18 protein-coding genes are annotated in these 20,707 nt (G+C 65.1%); 12 read left to right on the top strand and 6 right to left on the bottom strand.

The features are described from left to right. The first annotated feature begins 78 nt into the window (after positions 1-78). Genes O4220_RS08485 through O4220_RS08475 form a run of 3 tightly spaced genes read left to right on the top strand, consistent with a single transcriptional unit; the run spans position 79 to position 4,503 of the window. Positions 79-1,761 (top strand): ABC-F family ATP-binding cassette domain-containing protein, encoded by a 1,683-nt coding sequence (locus O4220_RS08485; RefSeq protein ID WP_269603191.1) that lies wholly within the window; start codon positions 79-81, stop codon positions 1,759-1,761. Between the two features lie 11 nt (positions 1,762-1,772). Continuing rightward, positions 1,773-3,008, top strand: a complete 1,236-nt coding sequence (gene cobA, locus O4220_RS08480) for a uroporphyrinogen-III C-methyltransferase (RefSeq protein ID WP_420030344.1) — start codon at positions 1,773-1,775, stop codon at positions 3,006-3,008. A 7-nt stretch (positions 3,009-3,015) separates the two neighbouring features. Beyond that, positions 3,016-4,503, top strand: a complete 1,488-nt coding sequence (locus O4220_RS08475) for an MFS transporter (protein WP_269603604.1) — start codon at positions 3,016-3,018, stop codon at positions 4,501-4,503. A 13-nt stretch (positions 4,504-4,516) separates the two neighbouring features. Here O4220_RS08475 and mgtE read toward each other — a convergent pair whose 3' ends face one another. Genes mgtE through yaaA form a run of 3 tightly spaced genes read right to left on the bottom strand, consistent with a single transcriptional unit; the run spans position 4,517 to position 7,857 of the window. After that, positions 4,517-5,863: a magnesium transporter gene (mgtE, locus tag O4220_RS08470; RefSeq protein WP_269603189.1), complete on the bottom strand. Its 1,347-nt coding sequence runs from the start codon at positions 5,861-5,863 to the stop codon at positions 4,517-4,519. 42 nt (positions 5,864-5,905) lie between these two features. Then, positions 5,906-7,117 (bottom strand): DUF2786 domain-containing protein, encoded by a 1,212-nt coding sequence (locus O4220_RS08465; RefSeq protein WP_269603188.1) that lies wholly within the window; start codon positions 7,115-7,117, stop codon positions 5,906-5,908. Next, the gene (yaaA, locus tag O4220_RS08460; protein WP_269603602.1) at positions 7,114-7,857 is read right to left on the bottom strand and encodes a peroxide stress protein YaaA; all 744 of its coding nucleotides are present in this window, start codon (positions 7,855-7,857) and stop codon (positions 7,114-7,116) included. The genes O4220_RS08465 and yaaA overlap by 4 nt, the downstream gene beginning before the upstream one ends. A gap of 70 nt (positions 7,858-7,927) precedes the next feature. Between yaaA and O4220_RS08455 the strand changes: the two genes are divergently transcribed. After that, positions 7,928-9,679: a proline--tRNA ligase gene (locus tag O4220_RS08455; protein WP_269603187.1), complete on the top strand. Its 1,752-nt coding sequence runs from the start codon at positions 7,928-7,930 to the stop codon at positions 9,677-9,679. Between the two features lie 76 nt (positions 9,680-9,755). Then, the gene (locus O4220_RS08450; RefSeq protein ID WP_269603186.1) at positions 9,756-11,480 is read left to right on the top strand and encodes an acyl-CoA dehydrogenase family protein; all 1,725 of its coding nucleotides are present in this window, start codon (positions 9,756-9,758) and stop codon (positions 11,478-11,480) included. 3 nt (positions 11,481-11,483) lie between these two features. Here the strand turns inward: O4220_RS08450 and O4220_RS08445 are convergent, their stop codons facing one another. After that, positions 11,484-12,098: a TetR/AcrR family transcriptional regulator gene (locus O4220_RS08445; RefSeq protein ID WP_269603185.1), complete on the bottom strand. Its 615-nt coding sequence runs from the start codon at positions 12,096-12,098 to the stop codon at positions 11,484-11,486. An 81-nt stretch (positions 12,099-12,179) separates the two neighbouring features. Here O4220_RS08445 and O4220_RS08440 point away from each other — a divergent pair, with 81 nt between their 5' ends. After that, a complete protein-coding gene (locus O4220_RS08440) occupies positions 12,180-13,634 on the top strand; it encodes a DHA2 family efflux MFS transporter permease subunit (RefSeq protein WP_269603184.1) in 1,455 nt (484 codons plus the stop codon). On the opposite strand, the gene O4220_RS08435 is transcribed toward O4220_RS08440, so the two are convergent. Beyond that, positions 13,597-14,037: a ferritin-like domain-containing protein gene (locus O4220_RS08435; RefSeq protein ID WP_269603183.1), complete on the bottom strand. Its 441-nt coding sequence runs from the start codon at positions 14,035-14,037 to the stop codon at positions 13,597-13,599. The two genes, O4220_RS08440 and O4220_RS08435, sit on opposite strands and share 38 nt — an antisense overlap. After that, complete coding sequence (locus O4220_RS08430; protein ID WP_269603182.1) at positions 14,034-14,576, bottom strand: hypothetical protein; 543 nt, start codon at positions 14,574-14,576, stop codon at positions 14,034-14,036. Before O4220_RS08430 ends, O4220_RS08435 begins: the two co-directional genes overlap by 4 nt. Positions 14,577-14,704: 128 nt before the next feature. Between O4220_RS08430 and rimP the strand changes: the two genes are divergently transcribed. From rimP to rbfA, 6 genes are all read left to right on the top strand, one after another. Then, a complete protein-coding gene (gene rimP / locus O4220_RS08425) occupies positions 14,705-15,280 on the top strand; it encodes a ribosome maturation factor RimP (protein ID WP_269603181.1) in 576 nt (191 codons plus the stop codon). Beyond that, a complete protein-coding gene (gene nusA / locus O4220_RS08420) occupies positions 15,277-16,284 on the top strand; it encodes a transcription termination factor NusA (protein ID WP_269603180.1) in 1,008 nt (335 codons plus the stop codon). Before rimP ends, nusA begins: the two co-directional genes overlap by 4 nt. 96 nt (positions 16,285-16,380) lie before the next feature. Beyond that, entirely contained in the window at positions 16,381-16,713 is a 333-nt protein-coding gene (locus tag O4220_RS08415; protein ID WP_269603179.1) for a YlxR family protein, read from the top strand. 97 nt (positions 16,714-16,810) lie between these two features. Then, positions 16,811-19,693 (top strand): translation initiation factor IF-2, encoded by a 2,883-nt coding sequence (infB, locus tag O4220_RS08410; protein ID WP_269603178.1) that lies wholly within the window; start codon positions 16,811-16,813, stop codon positions 19,691-19,693. Positions 19,694-19,847: 154 nt separating this feature from the next. Further along, positions 19,848-20,138 carry a DUF503 domain-containing protein gene (locus O4220_RS08405; protein WP_032377081.1) on the top strand — a complete coding sequence of 97 codons (291 nt, stop codon included), beginning with the start codon at positions 19,848-19,850 and terminating at the stop codon, positions 20,136-20,138. Between the two features lie 104 nt (positions 20,139-20,242). Next, entirely contained in the window at positions 20,243-20,707 is a 465-nt protein-coding gene (gene rbfA, locus O4220_RS08400; RefSeq protein WP_094685963.1) for a 30S ribosome-binding factor RbfA, read from the top strand.

The raw sequence follows: 20,707 nt of genomic DNA, 5'->3' as shown, positions 1-20,707 counted from the left end.
TGCCCTCGCTCAGGGAAGACACGAGCGTGGTGGTAAACGATTGGCCATCCCGAGGCCGATGAGGTTGGCTGGTTCGTTGTGGCCCACCTCGAACTCAACGACATCGTGTACTTCCTGCCCGACGGCAGGCAGCTGTTGAACGGTGTCGGGTTTCGGGTCGGCGACGGTGCCAAGACGGCGTTGATCGGGCCCAACGGAACCGGCAAGACGACACTGACGCGGATCATCGCGGGTGACGAGACCGCCGACGAGGGAGCGGTGTCGAGTTCCGGCTCCCTCGGAGTGATGCGGCAGTTCGTCGGCCAGTTGCGCGACGACTCGACCGTGCGCGATCTGCTGCTGTCCGTTGCGTCCCCGGCCGTCCGGGCTGCAGCTGCGGCACTGGACGACGCCGAGAACACGATGATCGAGATCGACGACGAGAAGACCCAGATGAAGTATGCCCAGGCACTGTCGGATTGGGGTGACGTCGGCGGTTACGATCTCGAGCCGTTCTGGGACAAGGTCACCACCGCCGCACTGGGCATGCCGTTCGACCGGGCCAAGTGGCGTGCCGCATCGACGCTCAGTGGCGGTGAACAGAAGCGTCTGGTGCTCGAAGCACTCTTCGCCGGGCCCGACAACCTGTTGCTTCTCGACGAGCCGGACAACTACCTCGACGTCCCGGGCAAGCGTTGGCTCGAGGCGACCATTCGTGACTCCGACAAGTCCGTGCTGTTCATCAGCCACGATCGCGAATTGATCGCCAATGCCGCGAACCGGATCGTGACCCTGGAACCGGGCGTCAGCGGGGCGACGTCCTGGGTGCACGGCGGCGGGTTCGCGACGTATCACGCTGCGCGCGAGGACCGGAATGCTCGGCTCGACGAACTGCGACGGCGGTGGGACGAGGAACTGGTCAAACTTCGGGCACTGGTGTTGCGACTGCGCGAGAAGGCGAAGTTCAACGACGGCGTGGCCGCGCGCTATCACGCGTCCCAGACTCGGTTGGCCAAATTCGAGGAGGCCGGCCCGCCGGAGGCTGTGCCGCTGAAACAGCACGTCACCGTTCGACTACGAGGCGGTCGGACGGCCAAGCGCGCGCTGGTGTGCACTGCTCTGGAACTGACCGGTCTGATGAAGCCCTTCGACACCGAGATCTGGTACGGAGACCGCGTTGCGGTGCTCGGGTCCAACGGTTCCGGCAAGTCTCACTTTCTCCGATTGCTCGCCAACGGTGGGACCGATCCGGAGAAGGAACACGAACCGGTGCAGGAACTGGCGCTGGAGCCGGTGCCGCACACCGGCACCGCGGTGCTCGGGGCTCGCGTCCGGCCCGGCCTGTTCGCGCAGACCCACACTCGCCCCGATCTCGCGGGCAACACGTTGCTCGACATCTTGCACATGGGCAACGAACACCGTGACGGCATGGGGCGCGAGGCCGCAGGCCGGGCGTTGGATCGCTACGGTCTGGCTCGCGCGGCCGAGCAGTCCTACGACAATCTCTCGGGCGGTCAACAGGCGCGCGTGCAGATCCTGCTTCTCGAACTCTCGGGCGCAACGCTGTTGCTGTTGGACGAGCCGACCGACAACCTCGACCTCATGTCCGCCGACGCTCTCGAGGACGCGATCGCGGCGTTCGAGGGCACCGTGATCGCGGTCACTCACGACCGCTGGTTCGCCCGCAGTTTCGACCGATTTCTGGTGTTCGGCAGTACCGGGCAGGCTTACGAATCCGGTGAGCCCGTATGGGACGAAAAGCGAGTGCAGCGCGCGCGGTAGCGTTTCTTCCCGTGAACGCGACTGACTCTCCCTATCTGGTCGGCCTGAATCTGGACGGTCGACGCGTCGTCGTGGTGGGAGGCGGCACCGTCGCGCAACGCCGATTGCCGCTGCTCATCTCCTCCGGTGCCGTGGTGCACGTCATCACTCGCGAGGCCACGCCTGCTGTCGAGGCAATGGCGACCGCGGGCCAGGTGACGCTCGAGTTGCGCGACTACCGCGAGGGTGACCTCGCCGACGCCTGGTACGCCATCGCCTGCACGGACGAGGCCGAGACCAACGTCGCCATCGTCGCCGAGGCCACCGCATCCAAGATCTTCTGCGTCCGAGCCGACATCGCCAAGGACGGAACCGCGGTCACTCCGGCCTCGGCCGAGTGGGACGGCCTGACCCTCGGTGTGCTCGCCGGTGGCGAGCATCGGCGTTCTGCAGCAGTACGCAACGCTGTGATCGAGGCCCTGCAGTCCGGGGTCGTCGCCGACTCGGCCCACGCGCCGATGACCGGCGTCGCGCTGGTCGGTGGAGGCCCGGGCGATCCGGATCTCATCACCGTGCGGGGTCGCAGACTGCTCGCCTACGCCGACGTCGTGGTGGCCGATCGCCTCGCTCCACCCGAACTGCTCGCCGAATTGGGTCCGCATGTCGAGGTCATCGACGCCTCGAAGATTCCGTACGGCCGTGCCATGGCGCAGGAAGCGATCAATCAGGCATTGATCGACGGTGCCAAAGCGGGCAAATTCGTCGTTCGGCTCAAGGGCGGTGACCCCTATGTGTTCGGTCGGGGATACGAGGAGCTCGAAGCGCTGGCTGCCGAGGGAATCCCGGTGACCGTGGTGCCCGGCATCACCAGTGCCATCTCGGTGCCCTCGTCGGCGGGCATTCCGGTGACGCACCGCGCCGTCACCCACGAGTTCGTGGTCGTCAGTGGTCACGTGGCACCCGATCATCCCGATTCACTGGTCGACTGGGACGCGCTGGCCAAGCTCAAGGGCACGATCGTGCTGCTGATGGCCGTCGAGCGGATCGGGAAGTTCGCCGAGGTGCTCGTCGCCGGTGGACGGCCGTCCGACACCCCGGTGATCGTCGTGCAGGAGGGCACCATGCGTACTCAACGTGAAGTTCGGGCGGACCTGAGCACCGTCGCCGAGGCCGTTCGCGAAGCAGGGATCAGGCCTCCTGCCATCGTGGTTATCGGGACCGTTGCCGGTTTTTCCGTGAACGCCGGTAACGTGAACGCTCGTGCCTGAGTCATCGATGTCCCAGACCTCCGCCACCGAGATCGAATATCCGGTGACGACCCGAGCGTTCGGGATGGCGATCATCGTCCTGAGTGGCCTGCAGCTGATGGTGGTGCTCGACGGCACCGTCGCCAACCTGGCCCTGGCACCCCTACAGGCGGACCTGGGATTGTCCGACGCCGGTCGCAACTGGGTGCTGACGTCGTACGCTCTGGCGTTCGGCGGACTGATGCTGCTCGGCGGCAGGCTCGGCGATGCATTCGGTCGCAAGAAGATGTTCCTGGCCGGTGTCGTGCTGTTCACGATCGCGTCGCTGCTGTGCGGTCTCGCTGTCAACGAAGCCACGCTCGTCGCGGCCAGGGCTCTACAGGGGGTCGGGGCCGCGGTGGCGTCGCCCACGGCGTTTGCGCTGGTGGCAACCACCTTCGCGCCCGGCCCGGTACGCAATCAAGCCATTGCGATCTACGCGGCCATGACGGGTGTCGGCTCCATTGCCGGGCTCATCATCGGCGGCGCGTTGACCGAGGTGTCCTGGCGCTGGATCTTCCTGATCAACGTGCCGATCGGTGTGGTGATCGTGGTGCTTGCGGTCGTGTCGCTGAAAGAGACGGTGGGCGCGAAACTCCCTCTCGACGTCCCCGGCGCGATTCTGGCCACGCTGGGTTGCACCGGCGTGGTCCTGGCCTTGAGTGAGGGCACCGAACTGGGCTGGACCAGCCCGATCGTCATCATCTCGCTCATCGCGGGATTGCTCTTCCTCGGATTGTTCCTGCTGGTCGAGCGTCGTGCCGACAATCCGCTGCTGCCGTTCTCGCTGTTCCGCAACCGCGATCGGGTCGCGACCTTCGTGGCCATCTTCTTCGCCGGCGGAGTGATGTTCTGCCTCGCCGCGTACGTGGCCCTGTTCGTTCAGGACATCTTGGGATACAGCCCGCTTCATGCCGGGCTGGCGTTCGTGCCGTTCGCCTTCGGACTCGGTGCCGCGGCGTTCCTGGCCTCGCAACTGGTGACCCGAATCGCTCCCCGTTGGTTGATTCTGAGCGGTGCCGTCATCATGGTCGGCTGGCTCATGGTGTCGGTCACGACGATGAACGCGGACTCGTCGTACTTCCCCGGACTGTTCTTTCCCGTCATCGGCATCGGCTTCGGTGTCGGCCTGACGGTGGTGCCGCTCCCGCTGTGCGCCATCGCCGGGGTGAGCCCCACCGAGATAGGGCCGTTGACGGCGATTTCTCTGGTTGCGCAAACCCTCGGTGGCCCGTTGGCCTTGGCCGTCATCGGTGCGCTGGTCACCTCGCGCACCATCTCGCTGGGCGGAATATCCGGGCCGGCGACACTGATGAACGAGAGCCAACTCGATGCACTGAGCTCGGGCTACATGTTCGCTCTGTTCTGCTGCGCCGTCTGCGCCGTCATAGCCGGCCTCGCGGCCCTCTTCATCCGTTTCACCCCGCAGCAGGTCGCGCAGGCCCAGGCAGCACAGGAAGACGCCCAGAAAGGCTGACGACCAGAGCTGATCACACGCCGAGAACAGCCTTGGCGATGAGGAAATACACGATCAGACCCGTGGCATCGCAGAAGGTGGAGATGAAGGGCGTCGAGAAGACCGCCGGGTCCACACCGATCTTCTTCGCGATCAGCGGCATCGCGCCGCCGACCGTGGCCGCAAGTGTGCAGATCGACAGCAGTGTCGTTCCGATGACGACCCCGAGGTGCCAGTCGTAGACGAGTCCGGCGATCACGAAGCCGAGGGTGCCGAGCATCGCACCCATGGTCGCGCCGACGCGGACCTCGCGAAACAGCACTGCGGCGATGTCGCGTGGACGGACGTCGCCCAGTGCCAGAGCTCGGGTGACGGTGGTCGCTGCCTGCGAGCCGGTGTTGCCTCCGGTCCCGGTCAACAGTGGGATGAACAGGGCGAGAGTGACCACGGCGGCAAGAGCATGCTCGAAGATCTCGAGTACCTGCACCGTGAGAATTGCCGACAACGCCAGCACCAGTAGCCACACCACGCGGGAGCGAACGATGGCGAGCACCGGCGTGGACAGGTAGGGACGCCGTAGCGGCTCCGAGCCGCCCGCCCGGGCGGCGTCCTCGTCCTCAGCCTCCTCGAGTATGCGCGCGGACTGCTCGAGAGTGAGAATCCCGATCAGCCGTTGCTCGGAGTCGACGACCACCACCGCGGCACTACGGTGCTCGAAGCACAGCCGGGACGCGACCTCGGCGGACGAGTCCGCCCTCACCACCGGATGATCCGAATACAGATCGCCCACCGGGGTCGTCGGTGCCGCGGTCGCCAGGTCGGCAAGAGTCACTACGCCGACCAGGGTGCGGTGCCCGTCGGTGATCGGCAGGACGTAGACCGATTCGGCCTCCGCGCCGGTACGGCGAACAGCATCGAGGGCCTCGGCCACCGTGGCGTCGGAGTGCACGCGCACGTACTCGGGGCTCATCCGCCGACCGACCGATCCACGGTCGTAGCCCAACATCGGTGCCGTCAGCGTCCGCTCCGCGGCGGAGAGTCCGCTCATCATCCGGTGCGCGACATTGGACGGAAGTTCGTCGAGCAGTTCGACTCGGTCGTCCGGGTCGAGGTCCTCGAACAGCGCGATGACGTCGTCGCTACGCAGGCTCTCGAACAACTCACTGCGCACTGTGGCGTCGAACCGCTCGAACACCGACACCGCCTCGTCCTTGGGCAGTAGTCGAAAGAGCACCGCGCGGCCAGCGGAGTCGACTCGCTCGAGTATCCGCACCGCGTCGGTCGTCGACACGCCTGCCATCAACGTCGACAGCGCGGCCATGTTGCGCTCGGAAAGCAAGTCCGAGGTTCTTGTCATGATGTCGTCGAGAGTGTCGGGCACAGAACCATTTTGCCTTGCGGATCAGCAGCCGAACTTCACACCTCAGCGCGAGAGGTCGGCCCGATCCGCGGCCGCTTGGCCCGAGTCCCAGCCCTCCGCGTCCAGACGCGGACCGCGCATCGGCTTTGCCGTCGGAAACAGTCGATCGAACTCGGCTTCCACTGCGACCGTCTGTGCCGCCAATATCGGCAGGAGATCACCGGATTCGTGGCGAGCCTCCTCGACTGCGTGCGCATCGGCGTCGGTCAAGCGATCTCCTACTCGGATCGCATATGCATACAGAAAGGCTTTACCGAAGGCAGCCGAGCCGGCTTTCTTGCGCTTCTTCGCTTCCGGGGAGTGGCCGAGGGCACGGGTTGCCTGGACCAGTAGGGAGGTGAACAGCAATTCGGTCTGTTCCACGTCCACCGGGGCGCCCACGAGAGTTGCCACGGCGAACTCGGAGTCCCAGATCGCCTTGACGCGGTTGGCGCTTCCGACGACGTGCAGCAGTTGCGCCTTGGCTGGGGCATGGGGGCCGTCGACATGTACCCGCCGGCCGTGAATGTCGATGCGGCCCTGCGAGAGCAGCATGGTGTCGATCGAGTAGCGCGTCATCAACTCCTGCGCCTTGGCCGTCAGCGTCTCGGCTTCCTCCTCGAAGTCCGTGGCGTCGGCTTTGGCCAACAGGCCACGAATCTTGCTCAGCATCTTGGTGTTCGGCGAGTCGGAGCCGGAAACACCCTGCAGCGTGGGGCGCACGCGCGGCCACTGGGACGGCTTGGCACCCAGTTGCGGCCACCGGGGGAGTGTCTGCCATTGCCCGAGCAGGGTGAGTACATCGAGCCACTGATCGCTGGCGGCAATGTAATCCGACCGGCCCGAGGACGCCAGATACGCCGTCAGGAAGTCGGGGGTGGACTCGACCCTCGCCGCAATTTTCGGGAACTGCTCGCAGATGGACGACATCTGATCCACCCAGTCCTGCGGGGCCCGCGAGTCCGCATCGGTGATATCGGCTTGATGCAGCAGTGCTGCCGCCGCGAGGGTGGTCACGGCCATCGTGTGCTGACGCCGCACCACGTGCACCAAATCCAGAGGCTGCCAACCGTTTTCGTACAAAGTCTCGATCATGTTCGTCAGCGCCCGCGTGCCGACCTCGGTTGCGTCCATCGACACCAGCCGATCGGCAACGTCGTCGGCGACGCGTTGGCTCTTGGTCTTGCCCACGGACGCGTCGGCTCCCGTGCGGAGCAGACCGGGGATATCGCTCATTCGGTGAGCACGATCAGCTCGGTCGCCGACGCAACTTCGACTCGGAGACCCGCTTTCGATGCCACGCGCGCAACGGCCTTCACATCCTTGGGCTCGGCGGTGGTCAGGGTCAACGCGCGTGCCAACAGTCCCTTGTGATGCTTGTTGAAGTGGCTCACCACCGATCGGCTGCCGTCGGGCTTCTCGGTGAGCACTGTCGCGGTGATCGCGCCCGGAACGGGACCGAGCTGTTGATAGGTGCCGGAGCGAAGGTCGACGACGATGCCTTCGTCCTCGGCGGATATGGCATCGGAAAGCTCTGGCTTCCAGTGTGATCGCAGCGTGCCGAAGTGGGGAATCGTCGATCCGCCCGAAAGCCGATACGACGGAATCGGATCGGACGCGCGGACGGCCCCGAACAGTGCCGATCCGATCCACAGTCTCGCATGTGCCCGGGCGCGACCGGCTCTGGTGAACGACGGCGCATCGAGTGCGTCGTAGAGCACGCCGGTGTACCGCTGCAGGGCGGGCGTGGTGGGGGAGGTCCACAACCGCGCGTTGCGGTCGACCTCGTCGACCTGGGTAGGCCCGAGGCCGAGTGCCGCGATGGAGGCGTCGACGTCGCCGGAGAGCTCGACCAGCGCATCGGCGAGCTTTCGGCGAAGAGGCAACAACGACGGCAACGCCAGTCGGTCCAGATCGAGGGGTGCTCCGGAACCGCCGTCGGACTTCGTCTCGGAGGGAGGAAGCAGAATCAGCACGGTGGTCAAGGCTACTCACTGCACGGCCACCTGCTCACAGGTGCTGCGCAACCGACTAGTCTGACAACCCGTGATCACCCGTCTTTCGCAGCTGTTCCTCCGTACCCTTCGCGACGACCCTGCCGACGCCGAGGTCGACAGCCACAAGCTGTTGGTTCGCGCCGGCTACGTTCGTCGTATCGCGCCGGGTGTCTACTCGTGGCTTCCCCTCGGTTTGCGGGTCCTTCGGCAGGTCGAGCGCGTGGTGCGCGAGGAGATGAACGCCATCGGAGCGCAGGAGATCTCGCTGCCCGCCTTGCTGCCGCGTGAGCCCTACGAGACCACGAATCGGTGGACCGAATACGGCGACGCACTGTTCCGGTTGCAGGACCGCAAGGGCAACGACATGCTGCTGGGGCCCACCCACGAAGAGCTGTTCGCGCTGACGGTGAAGGCCGAGTGCAACTCGTACAAGGATCTCCCGGTCACGCTGTATCAGATCCAGACGAAGTACCGTGACGAGGAGCGGCCCCGCGCAGGCATTCTCCGCGGGCGCGAATTCGTCATGAAGGACTCCTACTCCTTCGACATGGACGAGGACGGACTGAAGAAGTCCTACGCCGCCCACCGTGAGGCCTACCAGCGCATCTTCGCCAGACTCGGCGTCTCCTACGTCATCGTCGCTGCGACGTCCGGTGCCATGGGCGGCAGTGCATCCGAGGAATTCCTCGCCGAGAGCGACATCGGCGAAGACACCTACGTTCGATGCGTCGAGTCGGGTTACGCGGCCAACGTCGAGGCCGTCACGACACCGGCACCCGAGCCGCTCCCCATCGAGGGGCAGCCGGCCGCGGTCGACTACGAGACGGGCGATACCCCGACCATCGCGACTCTCGTCGAGTGGGCCAACGGCGCCGATCTGGGCCGTACCGTCACCGGGGCCGACACTCTCAAGAACATCCTGCTCAAGGTTCGCAATGCCGAGGGAGAGTGGGAGTTGCTCGCCGTCGGGCTGCCCGGCGACCGTGAGGTGGACGAGAAGCGGCTCGAAGCATCGCTCGAACCCGCCGAGTTCGCGTTGTTGACCGACGCGGATTTCGAGGCCAATCCGTTCCTGATCAAGGGGTACATCGGACCGCGCGCGTTGCAGGCCAACGGAGTTCGCTATCTCGTCGACCCGAGGGTCGTCGACGGGACGTCGTGGATCACCGGCGCGGATATCAAGGGCAAGCATGTGGTGAACCTGGTTGCGGGTCGTGACTTCGTTCCCGACGGAACCATCGAAGCGGCCGAGGTACGCGACGGTGACATGTCTCCCGACGGTCGTGGTCCGCTCGTCAGCGCCCGCGGGATCGAGATCGGACACATCTTCCAGCTCGGGTACAAGTACACCGACGCGTTCTCGGTCGATGTTCTCGGCGAGGCAGGTAAGCCCGTCCGTCTGGTGCAGGGTTCCTACGGCGTCGGTGTCTCACGTTTGGTTGCCGTGATCGCCGAGCAGATGCACGACGACAAGGGCCTGCGGTGGCCGTCGGAGGTTGCGCCCGCCGACGTCCATCTGGTGATCGCCAACAAGGACGACGCTGCGCGTGCGGGTGCGGAATCCATTGCGACACAACTGGACACGCAGGGAATAGAGGTTCTGTTCGACGATCGCAAAGCGTCGCCGGGAGTGAAGTTCAAGGACTCGGAGCTGATCGGCGTTCCGCTCGTGGTCGTTCTCGGCCGCGGCTGGGCCGACGGCAAGGTCGAGATCCGCGACCGCTTCTCCGGTGAGAGTCGCGAACTGGACATCGATTCGGCGGTCGAGGAGATCGTGAAGGCCGTCCGGCACACCCCCTAGGACTTCTCTCGCGATCTTTCTGCGCGGTCGTTTACCCGCTGGTAGCTTCGGGACAACGACTAGGAGAGGTCACACCGTGGCTCAGTATGCGCTGTTCGATCCGACGACTTTCGACCCGGCCGAGCTCGACGAAGACTCTCGCCGACAGCTGCGCGCACTGATCGAATGGTTCGAGAGCCGCGGTAAAGGCAGGCTGTTGGCGGACGATCTCGACAGCGTCTGGCCCGCAGACTTTCTGGAATTCGTCGCCGAGCAGAAGTTGTTCGCAACATTCTCCACACCGGCCGCGTATGCCGAAGGATCGCCGAACACACGGTGGGACGCCGCGCGCAACGCGGCGCTCAGCGAGATTCTCGGGTTCTACGGTCTGGCGTACTGGTACACCTGGCAGGTCACCGTCCTCGGGTTGGGGCCGATCTGGATGAGTGCGAACGACGACGCCAAGCGGCGTGCAGCGAGGGAACTCGACCGCGGCGGAGTCATGGCCTTCGGCTTGTCCGAGCGGGCACACGGTGCCGACGTGTACTCCACCGACATGCTGTTGACGCCCTCCACCACCGACGACGACCTCGAGTTCACCGCATCGGGGGAGAAGTACTACATCGGAAACGGCAACGTGGCCGGGATGGTGTCGGTGTTCGGTCGGCGCACCGACATCGAGGGACCGGATTCGTACGTGTTCTTCGTAGCCGACAGCGCGCATCCCGCGTATCTGCTGCGGGAGAGCGTCGTACACGGTCAGATGTACGTCAGTACGTTCTCGCTCGAGAATTACCCCGTGCGCAAGCAGGACATTCTGCACACCGGTGCCGATGCCTTCTCGGCGGCACTGAACACGGTGAACGTCGGCAAGTTCAATCTCTGCACCGGTTCGGTCGGCATCTGCGAGCATGCGTTCTACGAGGCGATCACACATGCGAACAACCGAATTCTCTATGGAAATCGCGTGACCGATTTTCCGCACGTGCGCAGCGCATTCGTCGACGCATACTCGCGCCTGATCGCGATGAAACTCTTCAGCGCCCGAGCAGTGGACTACTTCCGTGCTGCCGGACCCGAGGACCGGCGCTACCTGCTGTTCAATCCGATGACCAAGGCCAAGGTCACTTCGGAGGGTGAAACCGTCGTTCGGCTGTTGCACGACGTCATCGCAGCCAAGGGGTACGAGAAGAACACCTACTTCCGTGAGGCCGCCCAGCTGATCGGAACACTTCCCAAGCTCGAGGGCACCGTGCACGTCAACGTCGCGCTGATGCTCAAGTTCATGCCGGCATACATGTTCTCGCCCACCGACTACCCCGACGTCGGCACCGAAACCGAGCCGGTCGACGACAGCTTCTTCTTCGCTCAAGGGCCTGCCCGCGGTGCGAGCTCGGTTCGGTTCCACGACTGGAACCCGGTGTACCGGAAGCACTCCGGCATCCCCAATGTCGGACGGTTCTACGAGCAGGCACAGGCGTTCAGGTCGTTTCTCGCCGAATGCGCCCCCGACGAAGCGCAGCAGAAGGACCTCGACTTCTTGCTCGTGGTGGGACACCTGTTCTCACTCGTCGTCTACGGTCACTTGCTGCTCGAGCAGGCCGACGAGATCTCGACCGAGATGGTGGACCAGATATTCGATTTCCAGATCAGGGACTTCTCCGGTTACGCCGTCGCGCTGTACGGGAAGCCGTCGTCGACCGCGGCGCAACAACAGTGGGCGCTCGATGCCGTCCGTAAGCCGGTGGTCGATGCGGGCCGTTTCGAGACGGTCTGGAACGAGGTCGTCACGTACGACGGTCGGTACGAGATGCGTCCTTAGCCTTCACAGCTGTCCGGAATCGGCTGGAACCAGCGTGGTTCCGAACGCGCACATCGTCATCTCGTGCAGTCCGGCGCTGTCCTCCGGATGCTCCGGTGCCTGCATCGACAACAAGACGTTGAGCAGCATTCCGTGCGCGATGAATTGCCGAGCCTGATCTTCCGAACACCCGGTTCCGTTGCGGATCTGGCTGTAGATCGCGCCCATTCCTTCCCGTGCCTGGCGGCCGATCTCGGGCACCGACCCTGCGCCGAACCCGTGCATCATGACCATCAGCAGGTCGCGATCGGCCACCAGATCGGCGTAGGCACCGCCGAGGTCGGCCCAGGTCTCGTCGTCGGCAGGGTCCAGGGGCCCCGAAGCCAGCACCGAGTCGAATGCCGTCATGATGCCGTCGATGGAGCGTTGGAAGACCAGCCGAAACAACTCGACTTTGGTTCCGAACATGCGGACCACGTAAGGCTGCGACACGCCCGCTTCCTTCGCCACCGCATCCGTACTCGTTCCGGCAAAGCCCCCGCGTGCGAACGCACGTGTCGCGGCGTCGAGGACGAGTTCTCGACGGTCGGCCGCGTCCATCCGGGTTGCTCTGGGCTTGGGGGTGGGAGTGTCGGACATGTTGACAGGTTATCAGTCGATAACTTACGGTCCTTTTAAGTAATCATTCGATGCTTACAAACTCGAGACGGGACGTTCGCCATGACCGCAACAGCCTCTCCGCCTGCAGTGCACCCCGCCCCTCGGTCGGTTCCGGTGTGGCTGGGAATTCTCGCGGCATCCCTACCGATGTTCATGGCAACACTCGACAATCTGGTGATTACCAGCGCGCTGCCGGTCATTCAGCAGGATCTGAACGCGTCCGTCGGCCAGCTGCAATGGTTCCTCAACGCCTACACCCTGAGCTTCGCCACGTTCATGCTCACCGCGGCGACGCTCGGTGACAGGTGGGGCCGACGAGCGGTGTTCCTCGGTGGCATCGCGATCTTCACCGTCGCATCGGTGGCCAGTGCACTCGCCGCGAGCCCGGCCATGCTCATCGTGGCGCGGGCTGTGCAGGGCGTAGGTGCTGCCGCGATCATGCCGTTGTCGTTGACCCTGCTGGCCGCGGTGGTACCGATGGGCAAGCGCGCCATGGCAATCGGGATCTGGGGCGGAGTCTCCGGCCTCGGTGTGGCCCTGGGGCCGGTCGTCGGCGGAGCCGTCGTCGACGGCATCTCCTGGCAGGCGATCTTCTGGATCAACGTGCCGGTGGCACTGGTTGCAGTACCGCTCGCCTACATAGCGCTGAAGGAATCGGCGGGCCGGATCCAGCCGCTCGATCTGCTCGGTGTCGTGCTTGCCGGCGGTGGCGTCTTTCTGTTGGTGTGGGCGGTGGTTCACGGCAACGACGACGGATGGGCGTCGACCACCGTGCTCACCAGTGCCATCGGGTCTGCGGTGTTGCTCGTCGCATTCGTCGTGCGAGCGTCTCGCACCCGGTATTCGGTACTGCCGTTGGCGCTGTTCCGGTCACGCAGCTTCACCCTCGCCAACGTCATCGGAATCACGTTCTCACTCGGCATGTTCGGAGCTGTGTTCCTTCTTGCGCAGTACCTGCAGATAGTCATGCACTACACACCGTTCCAGGCGGGTCTGCGCACGCTGCCCTGGACCGCAGCGCCGATGGTGGTCGCGCCGATGGCGGGACTGTTGGCGGAGCGTGTCGGGCTGCGTGGATTGCTGGTCAGCGGCTTGGCGCTGCAGTCGGTATCGCTGGTGTGGATGGCGCTGATCCTCGGGCCCGACACCGAGTACCTGTCCATGGTCCCGGCGCTGCTGATGGCCGGCGTGGGCATGGGCCTGACGTTCGCGCCGTCCGCGACCGCGGTGTTGCGAGACATGAAGGTCGACGATCACGCCACAGCGAGCAGCGCGAACTCCACGATGCGCGAAGTGGGTATCGCGCTGGGGATCGCGGTACTGACTGCCGTGTTCATCGGTAACGGCGGATCGTTGACGCCCGCCGGGTACACCGACGCCCTGGCACCGGCCCTACTCGTCGGCGCGGGAGCAGTCGGGATCGGACTGGTCGCGGCACTGTTCATGCCGGGTCGTTCAGCCGCTGTGGCGGAGGCCGTCACGGTCGACCGGGAAATGCCGTCGACGAGGGTGTGACTCCCAGGATCTGTTGCCACGTCGCGAGACGAACCGCGGCGTCGGTCAACGCTTGAACTCCCATCTCGCGCGTACCACCGGACTGGCTACGTTCGATCAGCGAACGCCACGCCACACACGTGTCGATCTCGGCCTGGGCGGCCAACTGAGTCGCCGAGATCGCGTCGGTCACCGGAAACGGCGATGCGTATGCCGGATCGGGGAGGGGGACGGCGACGCTGGCTGCCTGGAGCGCGTCGATGGTCGCGTCTCTGCGCGCACGATGGGCAGCAGTGTTCGATGCGACCAGATCGGCCCGCGTGGGGTTGGAGAACGCCGCAACGACGCCGTAAGCGAATACCGCCGCGTACTCGGCTTCGAGGGCGTCGACCAGACCTTGCTGTTCCGGACCGAGATCGCTCATGCCAGCACCACCAGAGCCGACACCGTGCACGACGCACTGATCGAACCGAGAAGACCTGCCCGATAACCGCTTTCGTTCCGAGACGCTTCCGCCGCAGTGCGCGCGGACGTGGTCAAGATCTCCCGCACTGCTGCGATGTCCGGTGGCGGAGCCGGGGGAGCGACGGTGGTCGTGCTGGACGACGTGGAGGTGTCGGTCGATGCACCGGTGGCGCGGGCGATCTCGGTGTCGAGCGCATCGGCGTGCTCGGTCCGCTGAGCCGCAACGACCCCGAGCGCAGCTGCGTAGTCGGGAATCACGGTCGCTGCCGCGGTGGCATCCGTTGCGTCGCTGCGGGCAGCACGCAGCTGTGCGGTCAGAGAATCGAGCGCGGGGCCGGAGATCTCGTCCTCGGCGCAGGCCGCAACGGTGGAGACGGTAGCCGCGGACAGGGCTGCGGCACCCGCGAGTCGGAACAACCCGCGGCGACTGAGCGCAAAGGGGGCGATCGGCGTGGACACCCCGACATCGTGCCAGACCGCAGCGCCTGCACGTGCCATGCCCGCGTGTCGTGACGGCGTGCGTGGTCACGAGCAGTGTCCGCGGGGCGGTAGTCTGTTGGTTCGGCAAACGCAGTCCGGCTGCCGCTCGTCGGATCGCCCACAACTACACACGAGGAGTTCGCGACATGCCTGTTCCGTCCAAGGAGAGGGTTGTCGAACTACTCGCCGACCTCGTTCGAGAACGGGGCTACGACCTCGAAGACGTGAACGTCGTCGCAGCAGGCAAGCACAGCGCGGTGCGCATCATGGTCGATCGAGAAGAGGGCATCGACCTGGACGCGCTCCCGGACCTCAGCCGAGAGATCTCCGACGCCTTCGATGCCGTGACGGATTTCGGTGAAGCGCCGTACACGCTCGAAGTCACCACTCCCGGAATCGACCGGCCGCTGACCGAGGCGCGGCATTGGCGTCGGGCACGCGGACGCAAGGTGCGCATCGAGTCGGCCGAGGGCAAGCTCGACGCTCGGGTCGGCCTGCTCGACGGAGAGTCGGTCACCGTGGTGATCAAGGAGAAGGGCGTGCTGTCGACTCGGTCGATAGCTCTGACGGATGTCGTGAAAGCTGTTGTGCAGGTGGAATTTTCAAGGCCCACTGCCGAAGAGATGGACTTGGCGGGTGGCGTGGTCGGCAGCAGGCCCTCGCCTGCGAACACCGACGAAATCGTGGATGTGGAAGCACCGGAAGAAGGGTCGAACAAGTGAATATCGACATTGCCGCACTGCGGGCGATCGAGGCGGACAAGGGAATTCCGATCGAGATGGTGATCTCGACGATCCAGACCGCATTGTTGACCGCCTACCGACACACCGAGGGGCACCAGTCCAACGCGTGGATCGATGTCGATCGCAAGACCGGTTCCGTTCGCGTGATGGCCAAGGAAATCGACGCCGACGGCAACGTGATCTCCGAGTGGGACGACACCCCGGAGGGATTCGGGCGTATCGCAGCCACCACCGCGCGCCAGGTCATTCTGCAGCGCCTGCGCGACGCCGAACACGAGCGGTCGTTCGGTGAGTACTCCACTCACGAGGGTGAGATCGTCAACGGCGTCATCCAGCGCGACACCCGCGCCAACGCCAAGGGCACCGTCGTCGTGCGTATCGGCAGCGACGCCAACGGGGCCGACGGACTCCTGCCTCCCGCCGAACAGGTTCCGGGTGAAACGTACGAGCACGGCGAACGCATCAAGTGCTACGTCGTCGGAGTCGCCCGAGGCAACCGGGGTCCGCAGATCACGCTCTCACGCACCCATCCGAATCTGGTGCGCAAATTGTTCGCCCTCGAGGTACCCGAGATCGCCGACGGTTCCGTCGACATCGTGGCGGTCGCACGCGAGTCGGGTCACCGGTCGAAGATCGCTGTCGCCTCCACGGTGTCGGGCCTCAACGCAAAAGGTGCCTGCATCGGGCCGATGGGGCAGCGAGTGCGGAACGTGATGAGCGAGCTGGCGGGCGAGAAGATCGACATCATCGATTTCGACGAGGACCCTGCCACGTTCGTCGGGAATGCGCTCTCGCCTTCGAAGGTTGTCTCTGTGACCGTCGTGGACGCTGCTGCTCGCGCGGCTCGCGTGGTGGTGCCGGAGTACCAACTTTCCCTTGCGATCGGCAAAGAAGGACAGAACGCCCGACTCGCCGCTCGACTGACCGGTTGGCGTATCGATATCCGTAGCGATGCGGCGGCACCCGAGACGACCAGCGCATAGGGCCGGAATGCGGAGTTCGAGGCAATACAGCGGTAGAGTGGTCGATGGTTCGGCAACGAACTCTCTTCCCAGAAGCATGAACGCGAGTATCCGGTTGTGAAAGCCCGGCCGATTCGCACATGCGTCGGGTGCAGAGAGCGAGTTCCGGCCGCCGATCTGTTGAGGATCGTGGTTCGAGAAGCTGGTTCGCACGAATTCGCTCTCGTCCCCGACATCCGGCATTCGATGTCCGGCCGTGGTGCGTGGTTGCACTACAGCCGAGAATGCCTGCACAATGCGGAGCGACGCCGAGTTTTCGGTCGTGCGTTTCGGATATCGGGAAATGTGGAATTGTCCGCAGTGTCAGCCGTGCTCGATGAGCGCGGTCAGCTACCGGCCGAGGATACGACAAGAGCAACACCCGTCGACAAGAACAGGCAACAGCACTGATGAGCACACCGTGAAGCACCAACGATGAACGTCCATCGGAGATAACCCGAGGTCGTGCGGGCACCAAGCCTCGCTCGGCCTCTCAGTGAGGAGAGCAGTGGCAGGCAAGGCCCGCGTGCACGAGTTGGCAAAAGAACTCGGTGTCACCAGTAAGGAACTACTCGCACGGCTCAAAGAGCAAGGCGAGTTCGTCAAATCCGCATCATCCACAGTCGAGGCCCCAGTGGCTCGTCGACTTCGTGAGTCCTTCCCGTCCGAGAACACGGACGCGTCGGCACCCACCGCATCTGCACCCAACGGTCGCGCAGCAGCCGATCGCGCTGCCGGCAGCACCGCGAAGCCGGGCGCGGCAAAGCCGGGCGGACCCCGTCCGGGCCCCAAGCCTGCACCCCGCCAGGCAGAGCCGGAAGCACCCGCAGCCCCGGTAGCACACGCACCCGTCGAAGCAGCCCCGGCTGCACCGGCCACTCCGGCACCGGCTGCTCCAGCCGCACAGCCCGCTGCGCCGGTCGAGCAGTCTCCGGCAGCGTCGGCCGACACAGCGGACGCAACACAGGCCCCGGCAGCGCCCAAGCCCGCAGGTCCCGGCCCCAAGCCAGGCCCCAAGGCTCCACGTGTCGGTAACAACCCGTACTCCTCGGCCCCCGTGGAACGATCGGCTCCTCGGCCGGCTCCCGGTGCCCCGCGCCCCGGCGGCGGACGTCCGGCTCCCGGTCAGGGTGGGCCTCGTCCCGCTGCACCGTCGGCCGGCAGTCGTCCGGCTCCCGGTCAGGGTGGGCCTCGTCCCGCTCCGGGCCAGGCCGGACCTCGTCCGAGCCCGGGCTCGATGCCTCCTCGCCCCAATCCGGGTGCGATGCCGACCCGCTCGGCTCGTCCCGGACCCGCAGCAGGACGCCCCGGTCGCCCCGGCGGCGCACCGGGCGGACGTCCGGGCGGCGGCGGTGGTGGCTACCGCGGCGGTGGCGCTCCGGGCGCTCCCGGTGGTGCTCCCGCAGGTGGTGCTCCCGCAGGCGGCTTCCGTGGCCGTCCCGGCGGCGGTGGCCGTCCCGGTCAGCGCGGCGCAGCAGCAGGTGCCTTCGGTCGTCCCGGCGGAGCAGTCCGTCGTGGCCGTAAGTCGAAGCGGGCGAAACGCGCCGAGTACGAGAGCATGCAGGCTCCCGCAGTCGGCGGCGTCAGGCTGCCCCGCGGCAACGGTGAGACCATTCGTCTCGCCCGCGGCGCATCGTTGTCGGACTTCGCGGACAAGATCGACGCGAACCCGGCTGCACTGGTGCAGGCCCTGTTCAACCTCGGCGAGATGGTCACTGCGACGCAGTCGGTCAACGACGAGACGCTGGAGCTGCTCGGCGGCGAGATGAACTACGTCGTCCAGGTCGTCAGCCCCGAGGACGAAGATCGTGAACTGCTCGACTCGTTCGACCTCACCTACGGCGAAGACGCCGGCGGCGAGGACGATCTGGAACAGCGTCCCCCGGTGGTCACCGTCATGGGTCACGTCGACCACGGCAAGACTCGACTGCTGGACTCGATTCGTAACACCACGGTGCGCGAAGGCGAAGCAGGCGGCATCACGCAGCACATCGGTGCCTACCAGGTGTTGACCGAGCTCGAAGGCAACGAACGTCTCGTGACGTTCATCGACACCCCCGGTCACGAGGCCTTCACGGCCATGCGTGCCCGTGGTGCCAAGGCCACCGACCTCGCGATCCTGGTGGTGGCAGCCGACGACGGCGTCATGCCGCAGACGGTGGAAGCCATCAACCACGCCCAGGCGGCCGACGTGCCGATCGTGGTCGCGGTCAACAAGATCGACAAGGAAGGCGCGAACCCGGACAAGATCCGGCAGCAGCTGACCGAATACGGTCTGGTCGCCGAGGAATACGGCGGCGAGACCATGTTCGTCGACATCTCTGCCAAGCAGGGCACCAACATCGATGCCCTACTGGAAGCGGTGCTGCTGACGGCCGACGCGTCACTCGATCTGCGCGCCAACCCGGACATGGACGCTCAGGGTGTCGCCATCGAGGCGCATCTCGACCGTGGTCGTGGCCCGGTCGCTACCGTGCTCATCGCCCGAGGAACGCTTCGAGTCGGTGACTCGATCGTTGCCGGCGACGCCTACGGACGCGTCCGCCGAATGGTCGACGAGCACGGCGAGGACGTCACCGAGGCGTTGCCGTCCCGGCCCGTTCAGGTCATCGGCTTCACGTCGGTGCCCGGTGCAGGTGACAACCTTCTGGTCGTCGACGAGGACCGGATCGCCCGTCAGATCGCCGATCGTCGAAATGCACGCAAGCGGAACGCGCTCGCAGCCAAGAGCCGTAAGCGCATCAGCCTGGACGATCTCGATGCAGCTCTGAAGGAGACTTCGCAGCTCAACTTGATCCTCAAGGGTGACAACTCGGGAACCGTCGAGGCTCTCGAAGAGGCACTGCTCGGGATCCAGATCGACGACGAGGTCGAACTGCGGGTCATCGACCGCGGTGTCGGTGGCGTCACGGAGACCAACGTCAACCTGGCGTCGGCATCCAACGCGATCATCATCGGCTTCAACGTTCGAGCGGAGGGCAAAGCCACCGAGCTGGCCAACCGCGAAGGCGTCGACATCCGGTACTACTCGGTGATCTACCAGGCGATCGACGAGATCGAGAAGGCCCTCAAGGGCATGCTCAAGCCGGTGTACGAGGAGGTCGCCCTTGGGCAGGCCGAGATCCGCGCGCTGTTCCGTTCCTCCAAGGTCGGAAACATCGCCGGTTGCCTCGTCACCTCCGGTACGATCCGTCGCAACGCGAAGGCACGACTCATTCGAGACAGTGCCGTTGTTGCGGAAACCGTCACGATCTCCTCGCTCCGCCGCGAGAAGGACGACGCGACGGAGGTCCGTGAGGGATACGAGTGTGGTTTGACGGTGACGTACTCCGACATCAAGGTGGGCGATGTCATCGAGGCGCACGAACTCCGTGAAAAGCCGCGCGACTAGAACCGATGCGGAGCCGTTCGGCTCCGCATCCGGTCGCGTCGGCTCGGTGGTGAAGCCAGGGGAGTGACACTGCGCTCCGACTTTCGAGCCGGTGGTGGTACGACAGTTGTACCGCCACCGGCTTTGTCGTCGGAGCCGATCGAAGGACGTCAGCGTGTATCTGGGTGCTCTGGAGTTGGACGTGTTGTTGGGGGACGTACGTTCGCTGGCCGAGAAGCGGTCGATGATGGAACCGGTGCTGGGTGATCTGCAGAGGTTGGGAGTGTCGGCTGCGGAAACCGGTGAACGAGAACGTATTCGACGGTCGTTGCTGGGAGTCGCGGCCGCTGGAACCGATGTGGACCTGCTGCACGACAAGCTGGACGAATGCGAACGGCACGTCGCCGAACGCCACGATCTGGAATTGTTGGCAGTACGTCGGAGAATATTCGGACCCGAGGATTGATTCGGGAAGTCCTGTCGAGCACTGTTCGGCAGGCGTGTACATCGCAGCCGCCGGGACGTCGCACTTCGGTCGACGTCCGGCCATGAAAGAGGAGTGTGATTGTCGTGGTGGATCAGGCCAGGGCTCGTAAGTTGTCCAAGCGAATCGCTGCCATCGTTGCGACGGCGATCGATCACGAGATCAAAGATCCGCGGCTCGCGTTCGTGACCATCACCGACACCAAAGTCACCGCTGACCTGCACGACGCGACGGTGTACTACACCGTGATGGGCGAAGACCTCGATACTCCGCCCGATCTGCAGGCTGCCGCGGCAGGACTGGAGAAGGCCAAGGGTGTGCTGCGCTCGAAGGTCGGAGCCGGAACGGGTGTTCGGTATACACCCACCTTGACGTTCGTGACCGATACGGTGCCCGATACCGCGCGCCACATGGAAGACCTTCTCGAACGCGCCCGTGTGGCCGACGAGGAACTGGCCCGTGCGCGTGCGAATGCCAAACCTGCCGGAGACCCGGACCCGTACAAAGCTCCGCGCGAAGTCGCAGACGTCGAGCCGGCCGAAGCCGACTGA

Source organism: Rhodococcus ruber, from assembly GCF_027270735.1.
GTDB lineage: Bacteria > Actinomycetota > Actinomycetes > Mycobacteriales > Mycobacteriaceae > Rhodococcoides > Rhodococcoides rubrum_A.
Note: the sequence above shows the minus strand (reverse complement) of the source record. Positions and strands in the feature narration are given on the sequence as shown.

Coding starts and splice junctions, on each gene's coding strand:
- O4220_RS08430 (WP_269603182.1), bottom strand. CDS start 14,576: ATGGCACGTGCAGGCGCTGCGGTCTGGCACGATGTCGGGGTGTCCACG.
- O4220_RS08440 (WP_269603184.1), top strand. CDS start 12,180: ATGACCGCAACAGCCTCTCCGCCTGCAGTGCACCCCGCCCCTCGGTCG.
- O4220_RS08465 (WP_269603188.1), bottom strand. CDS start 7,117: ATGAGCGATATCCCCGGTCTGCTCCGCACGGGAGCCGACGCGTCCGTG.
- O4220_RS08445 (WP_269603185.1), bottom strand. CDS start 12,098: ATGTCCGACACTCCCACCCCCAAGCCCAGAGCAACCCGGATGGACGCG.
- O4220_RS08435 (WP_269603183.1), bottom strand. CDS start 14,037: ATGAGCGATCTCGGTCCGGAACAGCAAGGTCTGGTCGACGCCCTCGAA.
- rimP (WP_269603181.1), top strand. CDS start 14,705: ATGCCTGTTCCGTCCAAGGAGAGGGTTGTCGAACTACTCGCCGACCTC.
- O4220_RS08475 (WP_269603604.1), top strand. CDS start 3,016: ATGTCCCAGACCTCCGCCACCGAGATCGAATATCCGGTGACGACCCGA.